Origin of the sequence: Pseudomonas sp. ML2-2023-3 (assembly GCF_037055275.1) — a bacterium.
Taxonomy (GTDB): Bacteria; Pseudomonadota; Gammaproteobacteria; order Pseudomonadales; family Pseudomonadaceae; genus Aquipseudomonas.
The window spans coordinates 1589319-1610298 of the sequence record NZ_CP146343.1 but is presented as its reverse complement, the minus strand read 5'-3'; the positions used below and the strand labels follow the sequence as shown (position 1 = coordinate 1610298).

Here is a 20980-nt window from a genome sequence, read left to right as displayed (position 1 = left end):
TGCCAGACACAAAAAAGGCGACCTTCTCAGGTCGCCTTTTTTATCACTTCACCACTTTCAGGCTTGGCCGGCCCGTAGGACGCGGCGGCTCGGTGCCTGGCGGCGGCCCATCGTCATCCGGCTCAACCTCGTCATCAGCCTCAAGAGACTCTTCCAGGTCGAACACCATGCCCTGGCCGTTCTCGCGGGCGTAAACGCCCAGGATTGCTGCAATAGGCACGTACAACGTGTGAGGTACACCACCAAAACGCCCTTCAAAGCTTACTGCTTCGTTGTCCATGTGCAATTGACGCACGGCGGTTGGCGAAACATTCAGGACAATCTGCCCGTCACTGGCAAAACCCGCAGGCACTTGCACCTTCGGGTAGTCAGAGTTAACCAGCATGTGCGGAGTGCAGTCGTTATCAACGATCCACTCATAGAGCGCACGCACCAGATAAGGTCGACTTGAATTCATCGAGGGCTCCTAAAGCCTTAGCGCATGTCGCGTTCGACACCAGACAAACTCGCCTGGAAAGCCTCACGCGCAAATTGGCGCTCCATATAGTCGAGCAGCGGCTTGGCTGGCCGCGGCAATTCAATACCCAAAACAGGCAAGCGCCAGAGTATCGGCAATAGGCAGCAGTCGACCAGACTTTGCTCATCACTGAGGAAAAAAGGTTTGTCGGCAAACAATGCAGAAACACCCGTCAAGCTCTCGCGCAATTCCTTGCGGGCCTGTACACGCGCAGGCTCCTTGGTCCGTGAATCAAGGATCAAATCAACCAACGCACACCAGTCACGCTGAATACGATGAATCAGCAGACGGCTATTGGCCCGCGCCACCGGATAAACCGGCAACAGCGGCGGATGCGGGTAACGCTCATCCAGATATTCCATCACCACAGTCGACTCCCACACCGCCAGATCACGATCGACCAGGGTTGGCAGGCTGCCGTAAGGGTTCACTTCGATCAGCTTCGGCGGCTGACGGCCCGCCTCCACACTGATGATCTCGGCGCTGACACCTTTCTCTGCGAGCACAATGCGTACTCGATGGGAATAGTGGTCGGCGGGGTCGGAGTAACAGGCCAACCGATTGGTCACGCCCATGGCGGTCCTCCTCGCTTGTTGAAATTATCGGGAGCGGAAAAACGAACGCGCCCAAGGAACGCCTCTGATAACCGCAGAACCTGGGCAAGCCGGGTCGTTGGACCCCGCTTGCCACCCGTCCTGCACTGTTACCTTTTCAGAGACACCCTCGGGCGCGCACGATTAACAGCATTGCGTGTAACTATATCAGTGCACATCCTTCCAGTATTCGCGCTTGAGCAGATAAGCGAATACAAAGAGGAAGGCCAGGTAGATCAGCACGTAAGTACCGATGCGCTGATGCTCCAGCTTCACCGGGTTGGCCGAGTAGGCCAGGAAGGTCACAAGGTTCTTGATCTTCTCATCGAACTGCTCTTCAGTCAGTGCGCCGGTTTTTGGCAGCACTGTCAGTTGGTCGCACGCTTCATGCGTCAAAGGCGTGCCGGTGAGCGGATCATACTGCTTCTTGCCGTCTTCGACGATCTGTACTTGCTTGCAACCCACAACCTGACGGCCTTGCAGCGGCGCCAGAACGTTAGGCATACCCACGTTCGGGAAGACCTTGTTGTTCACACCCCAAGGGCGAGACGGGTCTTCGTAGAAGGCGCGCAGGTAGCTGTACAGCCAGTCAGTACCACGGACACGGGCTACCAGCGTCAGGTCTGGCGGTGCAGCACCGAACCAGGCCTTGGCATCAGCAGGCTGCATGCCGATGTTCATGTGGTCGCCAATCTTGGCACCGGTGAACACCAGATTGTCGAGCATGACGTCATGGGGAATCCCCAGGTCGTCCGCCACGCGCTCGTAACGCTGGAACTTGGCACTGTGACAGCCCATGCAGTAGTTGGCGAACGTGCGCGCGCCATCCTGCATGGCAGCCTTGTCAGAAACATCGATGTCGACCTTGTCGAGCTGCACACCTTGTTCAGCCGCAAAGGAGAACACAGGCATAACTGCGAGCATCAATACAGCAAATAGCTTTTTCATCAGCCAGTCACCCTTTCCGGAACCGGTTTGGTCTTCTCAAGCCTGGTGTAGAACGGCATCAGAATGAAGTAGGCGAAGTACAGGAACGTACACACCTGCGACAGCAGCGTGCGGCCCGGGGTCGGAGCCAATACACCCAGCACACCCAGAATCACGAAGGAGATGCAGAACACCCACAGCCACACCTTGCTCATCCAGCCCTTGTAGCGCATGGATTTAACAGGGCTGCGGTCAAGCCACGGCAACACGAACAGCATTGCAATCGCGGCACCCATGGCAATCACGCCAAGCAGCTTGTCCGGAATTGCACGCAAGATCGCGTAGAACGGTGTGAAGTACCAGACAGGGGCAATGTGCTCCGGCGTTTTAAAGGCGTTAGCCTGTTCAAAGTTCGGTTTTTCCAGGAAGTAACCACCCATTTCCGGGAAGAAGAACACAATCGAGCAGAAGATGAACAGGAACACCACGACGCCGACGATATCTTTCACGGTGTAGTACGGATGGAAGGGAATGCCGTCCAGCGGTATGCCGTTTTCGTCTTTGTGCTTCTTGATGTCCACACCGTCCGGGTTGTTGGACCCGACTTCGTGCAACGCCAGAATGTGCAGCACCACCAGACCCAGAATCACGATCGGCAAGGCCACTACGTGCAAGGCGAAGAAGCGGTTCAGGGTAATCCCGGAGATCAGGTAGTCACCACGAATCCACTGGGTCAGGTCGTTACCGATAACCGGAATCGCACCAAACAGCGAAATGATCACCTGGGCGCCCCAATAGGACATTTGACCCCAAGGCAACAAATAACCCATGAAGGCTTCTGCCATCAGGGCCAGGTAAATCATCATGCCGAACAGCCACACCAGCTCACGGGGCTTCTGATACGAGCCGTAGAGCAAGCCGCGGAACATGTGCAGATAGACGACAACAAAGAACGCCGATGCACCTGTTGAGTGCAAATAACGCAAGATGGAGCCGTATTCGACGTCACGCATGATGTATTCGACAGAAGCAAAGGCTTCTTCTGCCGACGGCGTGTAACTCATGGTCAGCCACACGCCGGTCACGATCTGGTTAACCAGAACGAGCAATGCGAGGGAGCCAAAGAAATAGAAGAAGTTGAAGTTCTTCGGGGCGTAATACTTGCTGAGGTGGTCTTCCCACATCTTGGTGGCAGGGAAGCGGGCATCTACCCAATCCATGAACTTGCTCATTACGCGTTCTCCCCATCGAGGCCAACGACAACAATGTTGTCCGACTCATAATAGTAGGGCGGTACTGGCAGGTTCAGCGGGGCTGGCTGCGACTTGTAAACGCGGCCGGCCAGATCATAGTGCGAACCATGACAAGGGCAGAAATATCCACCTACCCAATCCTTGCCAAGATCAACAGGCGCGACCTCAGGACGGAACGTAGGCGAGCAACCCAAGTGGGTGCAAATACCGATCAACAACAGAATTTCTGGTTTGATCGACCGCAACTCCGGATTCACATAAGCAGGCTGATCAGATTGCTTGGAATCAGGGTCAGCAAGCTGCCCTTCAATCTTCTTCAGATTTGCCAGGATTTCCTCGGTGCGACGTACGATGAATACTGGCTGACCACGCCATTCAGCAATCATTTGCTGACCTGGCTCGACCTTTGCAATATTCACTTTCACCGGTGCGCCAGCGGCTTTCGCCTTGGCACTGGGAAACCACGACCCCACGAACGGGACCGCCGCCCCCACCGCTCCTGCAGCACCCACCACGGATGTGGCTGCTACGAGGAAGCGACGCCGGCCGACATTTACGCCGTCATTGCTCATTCAGTCCTCTCCCATCAGCTTTGTGGCCTGTTAAATCAGGCATCTACTAAATTTGCATCTGAACTTATAAAAATTTTGCAGAATGGTAATGAAAAGCCCCTACTCTGACAAGGTAATTACCGCTCTCGGGCGGCTACAAGCCTTGTAGTATAGGCGTTTGCTGGATGTGGCAAGTTGTCACACCAATAATTCATCACCCATAAAAAAAGCCCAGCTCCGAAGGAGACTGGGCTTTTTTGAACGAAGCTGCGAATTAACGCTTCGAGTACTGCGGACGCTTACGCGCTTTACGCAGACCGACTTTCTTACGTTCAACTTCACGAGCATCGCGAGTTACGAAGCCAGCTTTGCGCAGAGCGCCACGCAGGGTTTCGTCGTACTGCATCAGTGCGCGAGTGATACCGTGGCGGATTGCGCCAGCTTGACCACTTACACCACCACCGATCACGGTGACGTAGATGTCGAATTTCTCGACAGTCTCAGTCAGTTCCAACGGCTGACGAACTACCATGCGGGCAGTTTCGCGACCGAAGAAATTCTCCAGAGTGCGGTTGTTGATCGAGATGTTACCGGTACCTGGACGCAGGAAAACGCGTGCAGTTGCGGTTTTACGACGGCCAGTGCCGTAGTTTTGAGTCGCCGACATAATGAACTATTCCGTTAAAACTTCAGTTCTTGGGGCTGCTGAGCAGTATGAGGGTGAGCAGCGCCCGCATAGACTTTCAGCTTACGGTACATGTCGCGACCCAGTGGGTTTTTAGGCAGCATGCCTTTAACCGCGGTCTCGATCACGCGCTCAGGAGCTTTGGCGATCAGCTTTTCGAAGTTGATCGACTTAATCCCGCCCGGGAAACCGGAGTGAGAGTAGTACATTTTGTCAGTGGTTTTAGCACCAGTGACACGGATCTGCTCAGCATTGATAACAACGATGTAGTCACCGGTGTCAACGTGCGGAGTGTATTCCGGCTTGTGCTTGCCACGCAGACGGCTCGCGATCTCGGTGGCCAGACGACCCAGGGTCTGACCAGCAGCGTCGACGACAAACCAGTCGCGCTTTACTGTTTCTGGTTTAGCAGTAAAAGTTTTCATTCTTTATAGCCTCAGGGGCCGCCCTGTAAATTAGACGGCAGATCTTACTGAATAGTGCGTACTTTGACAAGTCAAAGGCAGCCGGATACAGACGCTATCGGGGGCTCGGGTCAGCGCGTCCGTTCAACGGCAAGATTCTTCGGCAGGCGGCGCATCACTTCCACTGCAGAAAGAGGTCGGCAATTATCCAGATTGCGCAAAAAATTACAACCTGCTTTTATGTTTGTTTACCCGAAGGAGCACCCGATGGACTACCGCAAGCTAGGCCGAACCGATCTGAAAGTAAGCGAAATCGCCCTCGGAACCATGACCTGGGGCGAGCAGAACACCCAGGCTGAAGCCTTCGAGCAAATCGAATACGCAAAAAATGCCGGCATCAATTTCATCGACACCGCCGAGATGTATCCGGTGCCGCCAAAGGCCGAAACCTACGCCAGCACCGAGCGCTACATCGGCAACTGGTTCAAGGAACGCGGGGATCGCGCCGACTGGGTGCTGGCGAGCAAGATCGCCGGTCCCGGCAACGGTATCGACTACATCCGCGACGGCAACCTCAAACACAACCGCACCCACATCGTGCAAGCCTTGGACGCCAGCCTCAAACGCCTGCAAACAGACTGGATCGACCTCTACCAGTTGCACTGGCCCGAGCGCAGCACTAACTTTTTCGGCCAGCTTGGCTACAAGCACAACGCCGACGAGGATTTCACGCCACTGGAGGACACCCTCCAGGCGCTGGACGAGCAGGTCAAGGCCGGCAAGATCCGCCACATAGGCCTGTCCAACGAAACGCCGTGGGCCACCATGAAGTTCCTGCAACTGGCCGAGAGCCGTGGCTGGCCACGTGCGGTATCGATCCAGAACCCCTACAACCTGCTCAACCGCAGCTTTGAAGTGGGCCTGGCGGAAATTGCCATTCGCGAACAGTGCGGCCTGCTTGCCTACTCGCCCCTGGCGTTCGGCATGCTGTCGGGCAAGTACAGTGGCGGCGCCCAACCGCCAAAAGGTCGCCTGAGCCTCTACAGCCGCTTCTCGCGCTATTCAAACCCGCAAGCGGTGGCTGCCAGTGAGCGCTACGTGGCTCTGGCCCGCGAACACGGCCTGGATCCGGCACAAATGGCACTGGCCTATGTCACCCAACAACCGTTCGTTACCAGCAACATCATTGGGGCGACGACGCTGGAGCAGTTGCGAAGCAATATCGCCAGCCACGACCTGAAATTGTCGGATGACGTGCTGGCGGGCATCGAAGCGATTCACAAGGACCAGCCAAACCCGGCGCCTTGATCCTGCTGTAAACCGTTTTCGTAGCAGTTGCCGAAGGCGACGTCCGATTGCGAAGCAATCGTAAACCTGAGAGCGCCGACTAACTGTCAGTGCGCAACCTCCGACCTTACGACGGCTACGCTGCCGGACGCAGCCTGCGGCAGCTGCTTGTATGTTTTCCCGGTGCCCAAGAAAATGCCGGGGCGTGTACAAAAAGCGTTTCGGGGAGGCCGATAGCTGCTTAAGGCAGGATTTGCTCCTGACCTTGTCTGTAGAGAGGCCCCCCGCCTCATTGCCTACCACGAAGAGTAACCAGAAGCCGACAAGTCGGACTTCGTATTACAAGGTTGTGATGGCATGAAGTGCGAGGTCGGGGAACCGGAAGCATTCTACTTTTTTTCGTTGAGGTGGAACACATGGCTCTCGTCGTTGGTGTAGATATTGGCTCTCGAACTGCGCCTATGGCGTGGCGTAAAGATGGAAACGTCGTTGGAAACTGGACCATCGAACAGAGCGCCAAAGGCCACTCATTGGCGGTGAAAAAGTTGCTCAGCCTGAAGCCGGAGCTGATCGTCATGGAGGCCACCGGCGTCTATTACTTGGACTTGGCCGTCAAGCTGACCAACGCCGGCTTACCCGTGGCGGTGATCAACCCGAAAAGTGCACATAACTTTGCCAAGATCATGCTGGCTAACAGCAAAACCGACAAAATCGATGCTCAATTGCTGGCCGAGTATGCCGAGCGTATGACGCCGCGGGTATGGACTGCGCCAACCGCGCAAATGCTGGAACTGCGTGCCTTGGGACGACATTTGAACCGCCTGACCGGCCGCCGCACGCAGGCCAAAAATGAGTTGCACGCACTCAAGGCAACCGAAAGTACGTCGTCGATGCTGATCGAGGACGAAGAGGATGCCATCGACGCCTTGGACAAGCGCATTGAGCGCTTCCGCAAGGCCGCACTTGAACTGATTCTCGAAAGCCCGAACCTGAGCAGAAGCTACAAATGCATGATTGCAGGGCCTGGCATCGGAGAGGCTTCGGCTATTGCGATGCTGGCCGAGTTGGTGACCTTGCCGTCGACGTTGAAATCGAACCAGGTGAGCCGCTATGCAGGATTGGACGTGCGTCTGACGCAGTCAGGAACGAGTTTGAACAAGCCTGGCCGGATGAGTAAGGCCGGGAATGCCTACTTGCGCGCGGCGACGTTCATGCCCGCATTGAGCGCGCTGCGTTGTGACCCCATTGTTAAGGCGTTCTATGAAGGACTGGTCGGCCGAGGTAAGAAGAAGATGCAGGCAATTGGGGCAATCATGCGCAAATATCTGACAGGTATTTGGGCATGCATCCGCAGCGGTGAGCCTTTTGATACGGCCAAGCTTTTCGATGAAAAACACCTATCGAAAGCTTGACCTGCAACAGAGTATCTACAGGGGCGGCGTAACCTCCCCCTAGACACACAGGAAAAAAAATAAGACGATCCAGCCGTAAGTTGACCAATTTCACCTATAAGAATAATCAAAATATGTCTATGTCTAATCAACTCTCAACGCCCTTGCGGCGCGTCAGCATCCTGGCCATCGATCGGGTATTCGCCTCGACCCTGATGCATGCCAAGGACTTTTTTCATCTCGCCAGCCTGCGTCATGGCAAGCAATTGGGCCGCGGTCTTACCCCCACCTTCGAGACGCGGCTGGTGAGCCCCGACGGCAAACCCGCAGTCAGCTTCAGCAATGTAGTGCTCCCCGTCGATGGCGGCCTGGAGGACTCCGACATCATCATCCTCCCGGCTTTCGGGGAAGACTTCGACACAATCTGCCAGCGTTACCCGCAAGTCCTGCCGTGGCTGCGCGAGCAGCATGCTCGCGGCGCAGTCCTGTGCGCGGAAGCCACCGGGGTATTCTGGCTCGCAGAAGCCGGGCTGCTGGATGGCAAGGAAGCAACCACGTACTGGCGTTTTTTCGACACGTTTGCCCAGCGCTATCCTGAGGTTCACCTCAATCAGGACAAGCACCTCACTGACGCAGACAATCTCTACTGCGCCGGCGGGCCGACCTCTGCCTGCGACCTCTACATCTACATGATCGAACGTTTCTGCGGCGCCAACATTGCCCAGGCCGTGGCCCGCGACATTCTTTACGAGGTGCAGCGCAACTACACCCCCGGGCGCATTGGCTTTGGCGGCCAGAAGCTGCACCAGGACGTGATCATTCTGCAAATCCAGCAATGGCTCGAAGACCACTTTGCCGACAAGTTTCGCTTTGAAGACGTCGCTCGCGATCATGGCATGAGCATCCGCAACTTCATGCGCCGCTTTCAGCTAGCCACGGGTGACAAACCCCTGCACTACCTGCAACGCCTGCGCATAGAAACGGCCAAGGGACTGCTTTCGGCCTCGCGCAAAAGCATCAAGACCATCAGCTACGACGTGGGCTATGACGACGCGAGTTTCTTTGCCCGACTGTTTCGCCAGCACACTGAGTTGTCACCGAACCAATATCGGCAGCAGTTCTTGCAGGCGGGCGTAAAACAGGTGGCTTGAATTCCAGGTGACGGGCTTGATAGCCCGATGCTGAAGACGCCTTCCGGGTTCTGAAGAGCAAAAAAAAGGCCTGCAATGCAGGCCTTTTTTTCGACTAGGGTTTGTGCGCCCTGGTCAGGTATTCGTGAGACTGCATTTCCAGCAGACGGCTGAGGGTGCGCTGGAACTCGAAGTTCAGGCGCCCGCCGGTGTACAAGTCCTTGAGTTCGACTTCAGCCGAGATGATCAGCTTGACGTTGCGGTCATAGAACTCGTCGACCATGTTGATAAAGCGTCGGGCGATGTCGTCGGTTTTAACGTCCATCTGCTCCACACCGCTGATGATCACAGCGTTGAAGATTTTACCCAGCTCGATGTAGTCATTCTGGCTACGCGGGCCGTCGCACAATTCGCGAAAATCGAACCAGGCCACGTCATCGCAAGTGCGAAGGGCGCGAATGGTACGGTTTTCGATGATCAGGTCATCGCCTTCAATCGCCCGGGTAGAGTTGTGCGTCAGCGCCTTGAAGCTCTCGCGCAAACTTTTCTCTGAAGCCTCGTCCAGCGGGAAGTGGAACAGTTCGGCCTGCTCCAGATGACGCAGACGGTAGTCGACGCCGCTGTCGACGTTGACGATCTCGGTGTTTTGCTTGATCAGTGCAATGGCAGGCAAAAAGCGCGCGCGCTGCAAGCCGTCCTTGTACAAACCGTCCGGCACGATGTTCGACGTCGCAACCAGGGTAACGCCGTTTTTGAACAGCTCTTCCATCAAGGTGCCCAGAATCATTGCATCGGTAATGTCCGACACAAAGAATTCGTCAAAGCAGATCACCCGTGCTTCATCCGAGAAGCGCTTGGCAATGATGGTCAACGGGTTCTTTTCGCCATTGAGGGTACGCATCTCTTCGTGCACGCGCTTCATGAAGCGGTGGAAGTGAGTACGCATCTTCTGCTTGAACGGCAACGCGTCGAAGAACGTGTCGACCAGATACGTCTTGCCCCGGCCTACGCCACCCCAGAAGTAGATGCCCTTGACCGGCGTCAGCTCTTTTTTGCCGAACAGCTTGCCGAACAGGCCCGGCTTGCTTTGGGAAGCCGCCACCAGGTCGTCGTACAGGCGCTGCAGATGGCGCACGGCATTTTCCTGTGCGGCATCGTGAAAGAAGTCCGGGCGTTTCAGATCAACTTGATATCGTTCTAGAGGCGTCATAATTCGTTAGCAAGGCAACAAAAACGGGCCGACACTGTAGCGACGGCCCTTGGGAATGGCAATCAAACCTGAGACGAAACGTCGCACTTTCTCAGTCTTGCGCGGGCAGCAGTGCCACTCGCAGTGCTTCGATTGCCCCATCACGTGACGAACTGTCGGCAAACGCCGGGCTGTCGGCCACACAGGCGTCGTCCAGCCAGACGCTGAAGCTCAGCTCATCAGTGCGCACATCCAGCGGCTCACCGGATTGCAACTGCTTGGTCACCTGACCTGCGGCTTTACCATCGGCAAAACTGCGTGACAGCAACAATTGCTCGCCATCTGCGGCCAGCAAGCGGAAACGGAAACTGCCGTCTTCGTCGCGAAAGCTGACAAAGCGCGGGCCCTTGATGGCTTTCTTTTTGCTGGCGGTGGCGGTCTGAGCCACGCTGACAAATGAACGCAGACCCACCGCCTCACGCAGTTGCTCAAGGAATGGACTCGCGGTTTTACGGGCTTTTTGCGCGCCAGCCAGAAGAATGTCTTCCATATCGGCAGGTCGCGACATCAAGTCATGATAACGCTCGCGCGACTCACCCAGTTCGGCGTCCAGCTGCTTGAACAGGCGCTCTTTCGCCTCGCCCCATCCCAGGCCCTGCAACAGCTCGCTGCGCAACTCTGCCGCCTGCTCAGGCGTGGAGAATGCCTGGTACAGGGTGAACAGGTGCGAGTTGTCCGGATCTTTCGCCTCGCCCGGCGCACGGGAGTCGGTAACGATGCGCGAAATAGCGCTTTTCATGTCTTTGGCGCTGCTGAACAACGGAATGGTGTTGTCGTAGCTTTTGGACATCTTGCGACCATCAAGGCCCGGCAAGGTGGCCACGCTTTCTTCGATCAGCGCTTCAGGCATGGCGAAAAACTCTTTGCCATTGCCGAACAGATGGTTAAAGCGCTGGCCAATGTCACGGGCCATTTCAACGTGCTGGATCTGATCACGACCGACCGGCACCTTGTTGGCGTTGAACATCAGGATGTCCGCCGCCATCAACACCGGATAGCTGTACAGCCCCATGGTGATGCCCGCATCCGGGTCTTCGCCATTTTCCAGGTTCTTGTCGACCGAAGCCTTGTAGGCATGGGCACGGTTGAGCAGGCCTTTGGCAGCGACGCAGGTCAGCAGCCAGGTCAGTTCCGGGATTTCCGGGATATCTGACTGGCGATAGAACGTCACACGTTCAACATCAAGACCGGCGGCCAGCCAGGTCGCAGCGATTTCCTGACGCGAGCGCTGAATGCGCAGCGGGTCATCACATTTGATCAGGGCGTGATAGTCGGCCAGAAAGTAGAACGAGTCGGCATTGAGGTCGCGGCTGGCCACGATCGCAGGGCGAATGGCCCCGGCGTAGTTGCCCAGGTGCGGCGTACCGGTGGTGGTGATACCGGTGAGGATACGAGTACGAGAGGTCATGGGTAATCGCTTATCAGGCTGCAATCAATTCGAAAGGCGTGGCGCTACCAACTCTTTGAGCTCGGGCAGCTTGCCGTGAAAAAAGTGTCCGCATTCTGCCACTTTCAGCAGCTCATGGGGGCGCGACAGGTGGTTTGACCAGTTATAGACCAACTGCGGATCAATCACTTCGTCAGCTTCAGGCTGGATAACCGTCAAGGGGCACCCTTGCGGCAAGGGGTAGTCGTCACGCAAACGCGAGACCGCTGTAGCGATCATGAACAGATGCGACAGCTTTTCGCCCTCGGCCTCAAGTTGCCCGCCCAGGCTGGCCGCGACAAAGCCGCCAAACGAAAAACCGATCAGGGTGATGGGCAATTCAGGGTGTTTGGCGCGCAACCAATGAGCCGCAGCCAGTGCGTCGTCGATTTCGCCAGTGCCCATATCGTGACTGCCAGCGCTCGCGCCGACACCACGGTAATTAAATCGCAAGGTAATCAGGCCAGCATCACGGGCAGTGCGTTGCAGGGTCGAAACCACTTTATTCATCATTGTTCCGCCCTGCACCGGATTAGGGTGGCACAGCAGCGCAAGGCCCCGTGGCTCAGCAGAATCAAGGTACAAGGCTTCCAGTTGGCCGACCGGGCCATCAATTACTACGGGGGTTTCGCGGGTAAGCAAGAAGGAACTCCGTGACCTCAAATTGGGTCGACTCGTCTAGCTGATAGATTCTGTCTGACATATTTGCGAGTGCATCGCGGTATACAGCGCAGGTCCGAGCCGTTAACGTAAAGCAAAGCCGTTTATAGAGGAAGGACTCGTGGAACACTCGCTCTTGATTTGGTTGTTGCCGACTCTAGCCCTGGTTGCCGGTGTCGCCATTGGTTTTCTGGTTGCCCGTCTGTTGCCAAATGCCGTGCCTAACCGCACGCAGCGTCAGCTGGACGACATCCAGGAACGTTTTGACAGTTACCAAAGCGAAGTGGTTACCCACTTCAACACCACCGCCAATCTGGTGAAAAAGCTCACCCAGAGCTATCAGGAAGTGCAAGAACACCTCGCCGAGGGCGCCAACCGTCTGGCCCTGGACGAGCAAACTCGCCAACGCCTGCTGGCTGCCTTGCACTCCGATGTGCCACAACCGCATCGCGAGCGCATCACCCCGCCGCACAGCACCGAGCCGCCATTGGATTACGCCCCAAAAAGCCCCAACGGCCCGGGCATGCTCGATGAGCATTACGGTCTGAAAAAGTAAACAGTGCGCTCAATAAAAAGCCCCGCGATCTGCAAGGATCACGGGGCTTTTTTTGTACGGCTTGCGACTAACCCGTAGCAGCTGCTACGAAGTGCCTTGCCTTTACGGGTACTGCTGCACCTGGCCTGGCTGCTGGTATTGCATGCCCGGGATCGGCGCCAGGGTGACTTGAACACGGCGGTTTTGCGCACGGCCGTCAGCCGTTGCGTTGCTGGCAATCGGGTCGGCAGGGCCTGCGCCACGTACCGACAGGTACTGGCCGCTGACACCCTGGGACGTCAGGTAGCTCGCCACGCTTTGCGCACGCTGCTGCGAAAGCTGCATGTTGTAGTTGTAGTTACCGGTGCTGTCGGTATAGCCCACGATCTGAATCTGGTTCTGGTTGTTGAACTGCTTCAACGAGTTCGCCAGGTTGTTCAGCGGCTGATAGAAACTTGGGGCGATGTTGGCGGAGTTGGTGGCGAAGGTAATGTTGCCCGGCATCACCAGTGTGATGTTGTCACCCTGACGCTGAACTTCTACGCCCGTATTGGCCATGCTTGCACGCAGTGCCGCTTCTTGCTTGTCAGCGTAATAGCCATAACCCGCAGCACCCAGACCCGCCACGGCGGCGCCGATCAGCGCACCCTTGCCACGGTTGTTGTGGTCGATGGCAGCACCGGCCACAGCACCGGCCAAGGCCCCCAGGCCGCCGTAGGTGGCCGTTTTGCTCAAGCCCGTCCCCGAAGAGGCCTGGCCCTGATTGTCATACGGGTTAGGCGTAGCGCAGCCGGCCAGCAAGGCAACAGCGCTTGCTGCAACAATCAAACGACGCGAGATGAACATGGTGACGCTCCTGATCAAACTTTCTGAGGGGGCAAAGGCCATTGGCGTTAGACCTTTATAAGCCTTGGAACACGACCAACGGTAAAAATTCCTTTGGCCGCAAACATTCGCACTCAACGAACAATAGCCGCCCCAACGCCACCTCACAAATCCATGTACCCGCACTTGCAGTTACTTTTTCGACGCTTTGCTGCTCACCGGAATATGCAGGTAAGACATCACGCTTTCGGTCAGTTCGGTTGCCAGTTTGACGGCTTCTTTATTACGCGCCATCACCCCTGCAACCAGCCCTTCGATCAAAGCGAGCACCGCAATGCTGGAGCTGGTCATCACCGGATGATCGGCAGGCGCAAACAGTACGTGCTCGGCAATACTGGCCAACGGCGAGGCCGGTGAGTCGGTGATCGCCAGCACACAGGCGCCCCGCTCCCTGGCAAAGCGTGAAAGCTGCAGGGTGTCGATGGAGTAGCGCGGCAGGGAAATAGCCAGCATGACGTCCTGATCGGTGATCGCAGCCAGGCGATACGCGGCGTTTTCATTACCGCCCTCCATGCTGATGGCCGTCGCATCGGCACAGAACGGCATCAGGGTCGAAGCTGCCAGGCCCGCGAAGTAGACGCTATTGCCAAATCCCAGGATGTAGATCTTGCGCGCCTTGATCAGGCTCGTGACAAAGGCTTCAAACGTATCCGGATGATTGTTGGTCGCCGCGGTGGCGAGGTTGCTGCTGGCGCTCTGGATTTGCTCATGCAGGCCAAATGCGCCGTCAGGACGATGGGCCAGCTCGTTGCGAAGCTTGTCTACCGGCGACACCACTTGCTGCAACGTCGCTACCAGCTCGGCCTTCATGCCGGTGTACCCCCCCAGGTTCATGGCCTTGGCCAACCGGTTGACCGCGGCCGGGGATGTGGCCGTTTCCTGGGCCATTTCCTCAATCGTCAGCGTTGCGGCCCGCAGCGGGTGACGCAGGATAAAGTCCGCGACCTTGCGCAATGAAGGCTGCAAGTGGGGCGCGACCTCTGCCAGCTTGCGCATGACCGGAGCCGCATAAATAGTGGTGTTTTTGGATGGGCTTGGCATGTCCGGCTCAACATTTCCTGTGGATAAAAGAAGGGGCTGTGCCCAATCAATGGTGCGAGCGGGCTTGCGTGGGCCGACCGAGTGTATCCCAAGCCCACCCCGGGTGCGCAGCCCGCAAGCCGGGGCCTGAAACCTATTTCAGACTGCCCGAAAGAAACTGCTGCAGCCGCAGGGACTGAGGGTCAAGCAGCACTTTTCGCGGGTCGCCACGCTCCTCAACAACACCCTGGTGCAAGAACACCAGTTGGTTCGAAACTTCGCGGGCAAACCCCATTTCATGGGTGACAACCACCATGGTGCGCCCCTCCAGTGCCAGGTCCTGCATGACCTTGAGCACGTCGCCCACCAACTCGGGGTCGAGCGCGGAAGTCGGCTCATCAAACAGCATCACTTCCGGCTCCATTGCCAGCGCCCGGGCAATGGCCACACGCTGTTGTTCGCCGCCGGACATGTGCGCCGGCCAGGCGCTCATGCGGTGCGCCACCCCGACTTTGTTCAAGTAGTGCTCGGCCTTTTCCCGCGCCTCACGCTTGCCCATGCCCAGCACATGCACCGGAGCCTCCATCACATTTTCAAGGGCCGTCATGTGCGACCACAGGTTGAAATGCTGAAACACCATCGACAGCCTTGAACGCAAACGCTGCAACTGCTTGGGATCGGCAGCCTTCAGCCCTGCGCTCTTGCTGGCCACCAGTTTCAGCGCTTCGCCATTGAGCACGATGCTGCCCGAGTCGGGTTGTTCCAGCAGGTTGATGCAGCGCAAAAAAGTACTCTTGCCCGAGCCGCTGGAGCCGATGATGCTGATCACATCCCCCGCCTTTGCCTCCAGAGACACGCCCTTGAGCACTTCATGGGAACCGTAGCTTTTGTGCAAATCGCGCACTTCAAGTTTGTACATGATGTCCACTCTCCAGGATCAGTCGCTCAGCAGGCGGCCTTGGCGAATTAGGGTGCTGCCAGCAACTTTGGCCAGCCACAACCCGGGCTGGGCAAAGCGCAGGCGCTCGCGGGCATAGAGGATGCCGTCAGTGTCGGCACGCACCACGCTATGACGGTCAGTGATCGGGTCGATCACTTCAAACAGTGGATCGCCCACCGTGACCCGAGCCCCCAGTGGCTGAATAAAACTCACCACCCCGGGATGGGGTGCATAGGCGTACTGCGCGCCTGCAAACGGCGTCGCCTCGCAACAGTCGGTCGGTGCCGTCGACCAATCGCCATTGATCAAACCCTGATCGGCGAGATACCCCAAAATTGCCTCGGCGCTCTGTGCACACGGCTCGGCCTCGGTATCCGCCATGCCGCGCAACTCAATGGTTGCAGCCACACACGCCAACGGAATATCCGCCTCGGGAAAGCGCCCGGCGAGCTGCAGCCAGGGGATCGCACACGCCTCATCAAACGCGCTGCCGCCTGCATCCTCCGCCAGCAATGCGGCACCGGCCTGCAGCCGGGCAGCCAGTGACTGCAGGCGCGGCCAGTTTTGCGGCATGGCGTACAGCAGCATGATCGACTCGAAGTCACAGTGCAGGTCCAGCACCACATCAGCGTCACAGGCATGGCGCATCAGCAGGCAACGCAAGGCATCCAGCTCAGAAGCCGGAGCCGGCAACTCATCCAGAACAGCGAGCATGGCGCTGCGCACCCGCGCGATATTGGTGTCAGCATCCGCACCTAACTGCCCCTCCAGCCTGTCTGCCACGGCGTCGGCCAGGGCCGGAAAGTCACGATTGAAATTCTTGCCGCTGGAAAACTCGAAACGCCCCTGATGGGTGGCCTGGAACATCTGGCCAATACCGATGGGATTGGCCATGGGCACCAATTCGACCACCCCATTCAGACGGCCCTGCTCTTCAAGCTCGAGCAGACGGCGCTTGAGCTCAACGGCAACCCGCATCCCCGGCAACTCGTCGGCATGCAAAGAGGCCTGGATATAAGCCTTGCGCTGCCCCTGACCAAAACGAAACAGGGACAAATGGCGTTCTGTGCCCGAAGCAGTCCACGGCAAAAGGTACTTGATGTGTTCCATGAATATTCCTTAGTGCTTGCGCGGTGCCAGATACGCCAACCAGCGGCGCTCGGCGAGCTTGAACAGACGAACCAGAATGAAGGTCAGGACCAGATAAAAAATGGCCGCGGTCACAAAGGCCTCAAACGGCAGGTAGTAGCGCGCACTGACCGTACGCGCGGCACCAGTGATGTCGACCAGGGTGACAATCGACGCCAGGCTGGTGGTCTGCAGCATCATCAGCACTTCGTTGCTGTACTGCGGCAACACGCGGCGCAGGGCCGACGGCAGGAGAATCCTGCGAAACAGGGTCGCCCGTGACATGCCCATGGCTTTACCGGCCTCGATCTCGCCGTGGGGGGTGGATTTCAAGCTGCCCGCCAACAGTTCAGCGCTGTAGGCACTGGTATTGATTGCAAAGGCCAGACACGCGCAAAAGGTGGCACTGGAAAGGTAGGGCCACAGCACGCTTTGGCGTACCGCCTCAAACTGCGCCAGACCGAAATAGATCAAAAACAACTGCACCAGCATCGGCGTGCCACGGATAACGTAGGTGTAAACCCAGGCCGGAAAGTTGATCAGGGGCGAGCGCGAAACCCGCATCAAGGCCAGCGGAATGGCCAGCATCAGCCCGAAGAACAGTGAAATCAGCAGAACTTTGAGAGTCACCAGGGCGCCACTGAAATACAGCGGCAGGCTTTCCCAGATCAGGTTGTAGTCGAGCATCATGAGGGGCTCCCAATCACAGTTCGGCGGCTTTTATGCCGACCGAAAAGTGTCTTTCCAGATAACGCAGCACCAGCAAGGACACGCTGGTCAGCATCAGATACAACACCGCCACGGCGAGGAAAAACGTAAACGGTTCGTGGGTCGCATCCGCTGCGTTCTTGGCTTTGAACATCATGTCCTGCAAGCCGATAACCGAAATCAACGCCGTGGACTTGGTCAGCACCAGCCAGTTGTTGGTGAACCCCGGCAGGGCGAAGCGGATCATCTGCGGCACCAGAATTCGCCAGAACACCTGTGAACGGCTCATGCCATACGCCTGTCCCGCCTCGGCCTGACCTGCGGGGATGGCCATGAAGGCACCCCGAAAGGTTTCCGACAGATAGGCGCCGAAAATGAAGCCCATCGTGCAGACACCGGCGATAAAGGGATTGATATCGATGTAGCCGGTGTAGCCCAGCGCCAGCGCGATGCGGTTGATCAGGTCCTGGCCGCCATAAAAGATCAGCAGGATCAGTACCAGATCAGGGATACCCCGAATCACCGTGGTATAGCCCTCCCCCAGCCGCGCCAGCCATTTGACCGGAGACAAGCGAAAGGCCGCACCCACCAGACCCAGGGCAATCGCCAGGGCCATGGACGTCAGGGCAAGGTTCACGGTCAGCCAGGCACCATCGAGAATGCTCGATCCGTAGCCGTGGAGCATGATGAAATTCCTCAGGCGAGCGCCAAAAAAAGCGCGAGACCAACCCCTGCCGCCCCCTGAAAGGAGGCGACTTGAGGGTTGCGGGGTTACTTAGCGTTGGCCGTAGATGTCGTACGTAAAGTACTTGGCCATGACCTGGTCGTATTTACCGTTGGCGCGTATCGCATCAATGGCTGCGCTCAGGCGTGCAGCGTTGGCGGTGTCGCCTTTGCGCACCGCAATACCGGCACCACGCCCGAAGTATTTCGGGTCGTTGATATCAGGACCAACCAGGGCGTAATCCTTGCCAGCCGGGGTTTTGATAAAACTCTCGTCGGTGTAGACGATGTCCGCCAGGGTGGCGTCCAGACGGCCCGAGGCCAGGTCGAGGAAGGCTTCATTCTGGGTGGAGTAGCGCACGACCACGACGCCCGCCGGCTCCAGCTGTTCGGTTGCAAAGCGGTCATACGTCGAAGAACGCTGCACGCCGAGACGCTTGCCCTTGAGGTCGACCTTGGGGTCGGTGAGCACATTGCCCGCCTTCATCGCGAACTTGCCGGGGGTGTGGTAGTACTTTTTGCTGAAATCCACCGACTTGAGGCGGTCTTCGGTAATCGACATCGAAGACAGCACCGCATCAACCTTGCGCACTTTAAGTGAAGGGATCATGCCGTCGAACTCCTGGACGACCCAGGTGCACTTGGCCTTCATTTCTTCACACAGCGCATTGCCGATGTCGTAGTCAAAACCACTGACTTCACCCTCAGGGGTTCTGAAGGAGAATGGCGGATAGGCCGCCTCGATGCCGATGCGCAGCGGCGCTTCATCGGCGTGAGCCATAAGGCTCGCAGCGCAAAGTGCCAATACACCTAGAAGTTCTGTCTTTTTCAAATTATTGACTCCTGAAGGGGCGCCATCCGGGCTGGCTCGGTGGTTAAAACCCATGAGGGTGTGCGCCTATAAGTGACACGTATTATTTCAGAAATCAATATCGTGAAAATAAATATATCACTCGCAGACAACATCTCTCCTTGTGGGAGCGGGCTGCTCGCGATGGCATTACGCAGTCATGCAGGCAGACCGCGTCGTCTGAATCACGAGCAAGCCCGCTCACACACAAAAGAGAGAGGGGGTGTCAGAACTTTACGCCCAGCGTCAACGCTACAAAATCCCGGTCACTGAGGGTGTTGTAGCGCCCGCCAAAGAAATTGGTGTACGACAGGCTGCTGGTGTAAGTGCTTTGGTATTCGCCGTCCAGACCGAAGGTGATGGCTTTGCGACCCTCTTCGAAGTTGGCATTGGGGCCAGGGGAATAGCCGCTGATGTCATGGGACCAGCCCAGATTGGGCTTGAGGTTCACACCGGGCAGGACGCTGTTGTATTCCCACACCGCCCGGCCACGGTAGCCCCAGGAAGTGGCAGTGGTGAAGCCGTCGTTGCCGCCTGAACCGAACACCGGGTCCCGGCCATAACGCAGGTCTGAGGGGCTATCCAGTCCGCCCACATACGTCACACCCACTTCACCGGTCACGGTCAGGCGATTGGCCCCCATGGCGTTGTCGAAAACATGGCTGAGCGAGGTCTGGAACCGGGTAATTTCCTTGCGCCGATAACCCTGCACATCCGCGCCGGGAGTCACGGTCAATGGCGATGCGTCTGCAAGCCCGGGCAGCAGCGTGACATTGGCATACAGCAGGTCATTGCTGTTGAGTTGCACCGGCGCATTGGGGCGATAGCTCAACTCGCCTTTCCAGCGCGTGCCTGTGGATAACGTCGTGGCGAAGCTCAAACCATACAGACGGATATCTTCGGGGTATTCGACGTAGTAGCTGGAGTGACCGGCGACGATCATCGGCGCCAGCGCCCCTGCACCTGATGCCGCGTTGTAGGCCGACTGCGGCGCAGCGCCCGCGCTGAGGATCGGGTCGCGGCTGTGGTAATTCATGAAGTAGGCACCAAACTCGGTGTCCAGCGGCTCAAACACATAGTGCATGGCCACGCCAAACTGGCCGCTGTTGCGCGCATTGCGATCGGCTCCGCGACGCACCAGCACGCCCTCGCCGTTCACGTCGACACCCGCGCCGGTGAGGGCCGCGAGGTCCGCCACATCGAGCGCCGAGCGCTTGCTCATCACGCGATAGTTACCGCTGCAACCGTCAGCCATCACGTCGGACCGGGAGAAAAACGTCCCGCAGTTATCCGCTTCCGATTGCTCCCAATCCAGTTGATAAAAAGCGTCGGCCGACAGGTTGTCGGTCAGGTTTTGCGAGATATAGAACAGGTTGACCGGCACCAGGCCGTCTTTGTATTCAGTACCTGGACGCCGATAGGCAGACGCGTCAGTGGGGTTGATCCCATTGATCCCGCCACCGATAAATTCGCTTTCGCCCCAACTGACCACCTGCTTGCCCAGACGCACCGCGCCAGGCTGATCGGCAATTGCGTAGTTGTGATACACGAAGGCATCCAGCAGTTGTGTACCGGCAGATTGGGCACTGGCTTTTCGTCCGCGGTCACTGATGGCTTTGAAGGGGCGACTGTCGTCTTGCAGTTCGAAGTCATACCAATACTTGCCGCGCACGTACAGGCCACTGTCACCGTACTTCAGCTCCAGCGCGTGCATGCCGGTAAAAATCTTTGAGAAGGTTTCGCCGCGCTTGAAGTTGAGGCGGCCATCATCCGAGATTTCGGATTGCCCCTTGCCGCCATTGTTGGCGCCAATCAAGTTACGGTCGGCCTTGGCGGTGGACCAACTGGCCCCGATGGACAACTCGGAATCGATCTGGCCCTCGACCGGGCCGATATTGAAGCTTACGCCCCAGGCGGACGTCGACGCGAGGCTGACTGCCAGCGCCAGCTTGGCGCGGCGCCAGGACCGGTTGACTGAGGACATCGATACTTCTCCGTGGGCACACTGCAATAAGCCCGCAAGGATGAAGCAAATCCAGATTTTGACAAGAACACTCACACCCCCGTAGTCGCTGCCGCAGGCTGCGAGCTTTTAATCGCTATCAGATCAAAAGCTCG

General features: G+C 57.4%; 22 protein-coding genes. 4 read left to right on the top strand and 18 right to left on the bottom strand.

What is annotated here, in order from left to right; translation table 11 throughout:
• Positions 1-43: 43 nt before the first annotated feature.
• The 7 genes from V6P94_RS07440 to rplM all read right to left on the bottom strand — a co-directional run bounded on the left by V6P94_RS07440 (position 44) and on the right by rplM (position 4951).
• Positions 44-457: a ClpXP protease specificity-enhancing factor gene (locus V6P94_RS07440; RefSeq protein WP_133078913.1), complete on the bottom strand. Its 414-nt coding sequence runs from the start codon at positions 455-457 to the stop codon at positions 44-46.
• A 17-nt stretch (positions 458-474) separates the two neighbouring features.
• Positions 475-1092 (bottom strand): glutathione S-transferase N-terminal domain-containing protein, encoded by a 618-nt coding sequence (locus V6P94_RS07435; protein WP_326398466.1) that lies wholly within the window; start codon positions 1090-1092, stop codon positions 475-477.
• Positions 1093-1278: 186 nt separating this feature from the next.
• Positions 1279-2058, bottom strand: a complete 780-nt coding sequence (locus V6P94_RS07430; protein ID WP_019823826.1) for a cytochrome c1 — start codon at positions 2056-2058, stop codon at positions 1279-1281.
• Positions 2058-3269: a cytochrome bc complex cytochrome b subunit gene (locus V6P94_RS07425; RefSeq protein WP_019823828.1), complete on the bottom strand. Its 1212-nt coding sequence runs from the start codon at positions 3267-3269 to the stop codon at positions 2058-2060. Before V6P94_RS07425 ends, V6P94_RS07430 begins: the two co-directional genes overlap by 1 nt.
• Positions 3269-3862 (bottom strand): ubiquinol-cytochrome c reductase iron-sulfur subunit, encoded by a 594-nt coding sequence (petA, locus tag V6P94_RS07420; protein WP_019823829.1) that lies wholly within the window; start codon positions 3860-3862, stop codon positions 3269-3271. Before petA ends, V6P94_RS07425 begins: the two co-directional genes overlap by 1 nt.
• 253 nt (positions 3863-4115) lie before the next feature.
• Complete coding sequence (gene rpsI, locus V6P94_RS07415; protein WP_003216038.1) at positions 4116-4508, bottom strand: 30S ribosomal protein S9; 393 nt, start codon at positions 4506-4508, stop codon at positions 4116-4118.
• A 14-nt stretch (positions 4509-4522) separates the two neighbouring features.
• Positions 4523-4951, bottom strand: a complete 429-nt coding sequence (gene rplM / locus V6P94_RS07410; protein WP_007917032.1) for a 50S ribosomal protein L13 — start codon at positions 4949-4951, stop codon at positions 4523-4525.
• 246 nt (positions 4952-5197) lie between these two features.
• Between rplM and V6P94_RS07405 the strand changes: the two genes are divergently transcribed.
• The 3 genes from V6P94_RS07405 (at position 5198) to V6P94_RS07395 (ending at position 8759) form a co-directional block, all read left to right on the top strand.
• A complete protein-coding gene (locus V6P94_RS07405) occupies positions 5198-6238 on the top strand; it encodes an NADP(H)-dependent aldo-keto reductase (protein ID WP_326398467.1) in 1041 nt (346 codons plus the stop codon).
• 395 nt (positions 6239-6633) lie between these two features.
• A complete protein-coding gene (locus V6P94_RS07400; RefSeq protein WP_153400687.1) occupies positions 6634-7629 on the top strand; it encodes an IS110 family transposase in 996 nt (331 codons plus the stop codon).
• A gap of 194 nt (positions 7630-7823) precedes the next feature.
• On the top strand, positions 7824-8759 hold the full coding sequence (locus tag V6P94_RS07395; RefSeq protein ID WP_219261008.1) for a GlxA family transcriptional regulator: 936 nt from the start codon (positions 7824-7826) through the stop codon (positions 8757-8759).
• Positions 8760-8853: 94 nt separating this feature from the next.
• Here V6P94_RS07395 and zapE read toward each other — a convergent pair whose 3' ends face one another.
• The 3 genes from zapE to V6P94_RS07380 form a co-directional block, all read right to left on the bottom strand.
• Positions 8854-9948, bottom strand: a complete 1095-nt coding sequence (gene zapE, locus V6P94_RS07390; RefSeq protein WP_133078910.1) for a cell division protein ZapE — start codon at positions 9946-9948, stop codon at positions 8854-8856.
• A 91-nt stretch (positions 9949-10039) separates the two neighbouring features.
• The gene (locus tag V6P94_RS07385) at positions 10040-11395 is read right to left on the bottom strand and encodes a tryptophan--tRNA ligase (protein WP_338649185.1); all 1356 of its coding nucleotides are present in this window, start codon (positions 11393-11395) and stop codon (positions 10040-10042) included.
• 24 nt (positions 11396-11419) lie between these two features.
• Positions 11420-12055: an alpha/beta fold hydrolase gene (locus V6P94_RS07380; protein ID WP_326398469.1), complete on the bottom strand. Its 636-nt coding sequence runs from the start codon at positions 12053-12055 to the stop codon at positions 11420-11422.
• Between the two features lie 139 nt (positions 12056-12194).
• Here V6P94_RS07380 and V6P94_RS07375 point away from each other — a divergent pair, with 139 nt between their 5' ends.
• Entirely contained in the window at positions 12195-12629 is a 435-nt protein-coding gene (locus V6P94_RS07375; RefSeq protein ID WP_133078907.1) for a ZapG family protein, read from the top strand.
• A 102-nt stretch (positions 12630-12731) separates the two neighbouring features.
• On the opposite strand, the gene V6P94_RS07370 is transcribed toward V6P94_RS07375, so the two are convergent.
• The 8 genes from V6P94_RS07370 to V6P94_RS07335 form a co-directional block, all read right to left on the bottom strand.
• Positions 12732-13454 carry an OmpA family protein gene (locus V6P94_RS07370; protein WP_133078906.1) on the bottom strand — a complete coding sequence of 241 codons (723 nt, stop codon included), beginning with the start codon at positions 13452-13454 and terminating at the stop codon, positions 12732-12734.
• Positions 13455-13625: 171 nt separating this feature from the next.
• Positions 13626-14534, bottom strand: a complete 909-nt coding sequence (locus V6P94_RS07365) for a MurR/RpiR family transcriptional regulator (protein ID WP_133078905.1) — start codon at positions 14532-14534, stop codon at positions 13626-13628.
• 133 nt (positions 14535-14667) lie between these two features.
• Entirely contained in the window at positions 14668-15432 is a 765-nt protein-coding gene (locus tag V6P94_RS07360) for an ATP-binding cassette domain-containing protein (protein WP_326398470.1), read from the bottom strand.
• 18 nt (positions 15433-15450) lie between these two features.
• Positions 15451-16563: a succinylglutamate desuccinylase/aspartoacylase family protein gene (locus V6P94_RS07355; RefSeq protein ID WP_326398471.1), complete on the bottom strand. Its 1113-nt coding sequence runs from the start codon at positions 16561-16563 to the stop codon at positions 15451-15453.
• Positions 16564-16572: 9 nt separating this feature from the next.
• On the bottom strand, positions 16573-17271 hold the full coding sequence (locus tag V6P94_RS07350; RefSeq protein WP_133078902.1) for an ABC transporter permease: 699 nt from the start codon (positions 17269-17271) through the stop codon (positions 16573-16575).
• A gap of 13 nt (positions 17272-17284) precedes the next feature.
• Entirely contained in the window at positions 17285-17974 is a 690-nt protein-coding gene (locus V6P94_RS07345) for an ABC transporter permease (RefSeq protein WP_133078901.1), read from the bottom strand.
• A 90-nt stretch (positions 17975-18064) separates the two neighbouring features.
• Complete coding sequence (locus V6P94_RS07340) at positions 18065-18844, bottom strand: ABC transporter substrate-binding protein (protein ID WP_133078900.1); 780 nt, start codon at positions 18842-18844, stop codon at positions 18065-18067.
• Between the two features lie 244 nt (positions 18845-19088).
• A complete protein-coding gene (locus tag V6P94_RS07335; RefSeq protein ID WP_326398472.1) occupies positions 19089-20846 on the bottom strand; it encodes a DUF1302 domain-containing protein in 1758 nt (585 codons plus the stop codon).
• Positions 20847-20980 lie beyond the last annotated feature (134 nt).

Excerpts from the sequence above, each read along its gene's own strand:
- V6P94_RS07430 (WP_019823826.1), bottom strand. The coding sequence starts at position 2,058 with ATGAAAAAGCTATTTGCTGTATTGATGCTCGCAGTTATGCCTGTGTTC.
- petA (WP_019823829.1), bottom strand. The coding sequence starts at position 3,862 with ATGAGCAATGACGGCGTAAATGTCGGCCGGCGTCGCTTCCTCGTAGCA.
- V6P94_RS07360 (WP_326398470.1), bottom strand. The coding sequence starts at position 15,432 with ATGTACAAACTTGAAGTGCGCGATTTGCACAAAAGCTACGGTTCCCAT.
- V6P94_RS07355 (WP_326398471.1), bottom strand. The coding sequence starts at position 16,563 with ATGGAACACATCAAGTACCTTTTGCCGTGGACTGCTTCGGGCACAGAA.
- V6P94_RS07440 (WP_133078913.1), bottom strand. The coding sequence starts at position 457 with ATGAATTCAAGTCGACCTTATCTGGTGCGTGCGCTCTATGAGTGGATC.
- V6P94_RS07425 (WP_019823828.1), bottom strand. The coding sequence starts at position 3,269 with ATGAGCAAGTTCATGGATTGGGTAGATGCCCGCTTCCCTGCCACCAAG.
- rpsI (WP_003216038.1), bottom strand. The coding sequence starts at position 4,508 with ATGTCGGCGACTCAAAACTACGGCACTGGCCGTCGTAAAACCGCAACT.
- rplM (WP_007917032.1), bottom strand. The coding sequence starts at position 4,951 with ATGAAAACTTTTACTGCTAAACCAGAAACAGTAAAGCGCGACTGGTTT.
- V6P94_RS07395 (WP_219261008.1), top strand. The coding sequence starts at position 7,824 with ATGCATGCCAAGGACTTTTTTCATCTCGCCAGCCTGCGTCATGGCAAG.
- V6P94_RS07400 (WP_153400687.1), top strand. The coding sequence starts at position 6,634 with ATGGCTCTCGTCGTTGGTGTAGATATTGGCTCTCGAACTGCGCCTATG.
- V6P94_RS07385 (WP_338649185.1), bottom strand. The coding sequence starts at position 11,395 with ATGACCTCTCGTACTCGTATCCTCACCGGTATCACCACCACCGGTACG.
- V6P94_RS07370 (WP_133078906.1), bottom strand. The coding sequence starts at position 13,454 with ATGTTCATCTCGCGTCGTTTGATTGTTGCAGCAAGCGCTGTTGCCTTG.
- zapE (WP_133078910.1), bottom strand. The coding sequence starts at position 9,948 with ATGACGCCTCTAGAACGATATCAAGTTGATCTGAAACGCCCGGACTTC.
- V6P94_RS07365 (WP_133078905.1), bottom strand. The coding sequence starts at position 14,534 with ATGCCAAGCCCATCCAAAAACACCACTATTTATGCGGCTCCGGTCATG.
- V6P94_RS07405 (WP_326398467.1), top strand. The coding sequence starts at position 5,198 with ATGGACTACCGCAAGCTAGGCCGAACCGATCTGAAAGTAAGCGAAATC.
- V6P94_RS07335 (WP_326398472.1), bottom strand. The coding sequence starts at position 20,846 with ATGTCCTCAGTCAACCGGTCCTGGCGCCGCGCCAAGCTGGCGCTGGCA.
- V6P94_RS07345 (WP_133078901.1), bottom strand. The coding sequence starts at position 17,974 with ATGCTCCACGGCTACGGATCGAGCATTCTCGATGGTGCCTGGCTGACC.
- V6P94_RS07350 (WP_133078902.1), bottom strand. The coding sequence starts at position 17,271 with ATGATGCTCGACTACAACCTGATCTGGGAAAGCCTGCCGCTGTATTTC.
- V6P94_RS07435 (WP_326398466.1), bottom strand. The coding sequence starts at position 1,092 with ATGGGCGTGACCAATCGGTTGGCCTGTTACTCCGACCCCGCCGACCAC.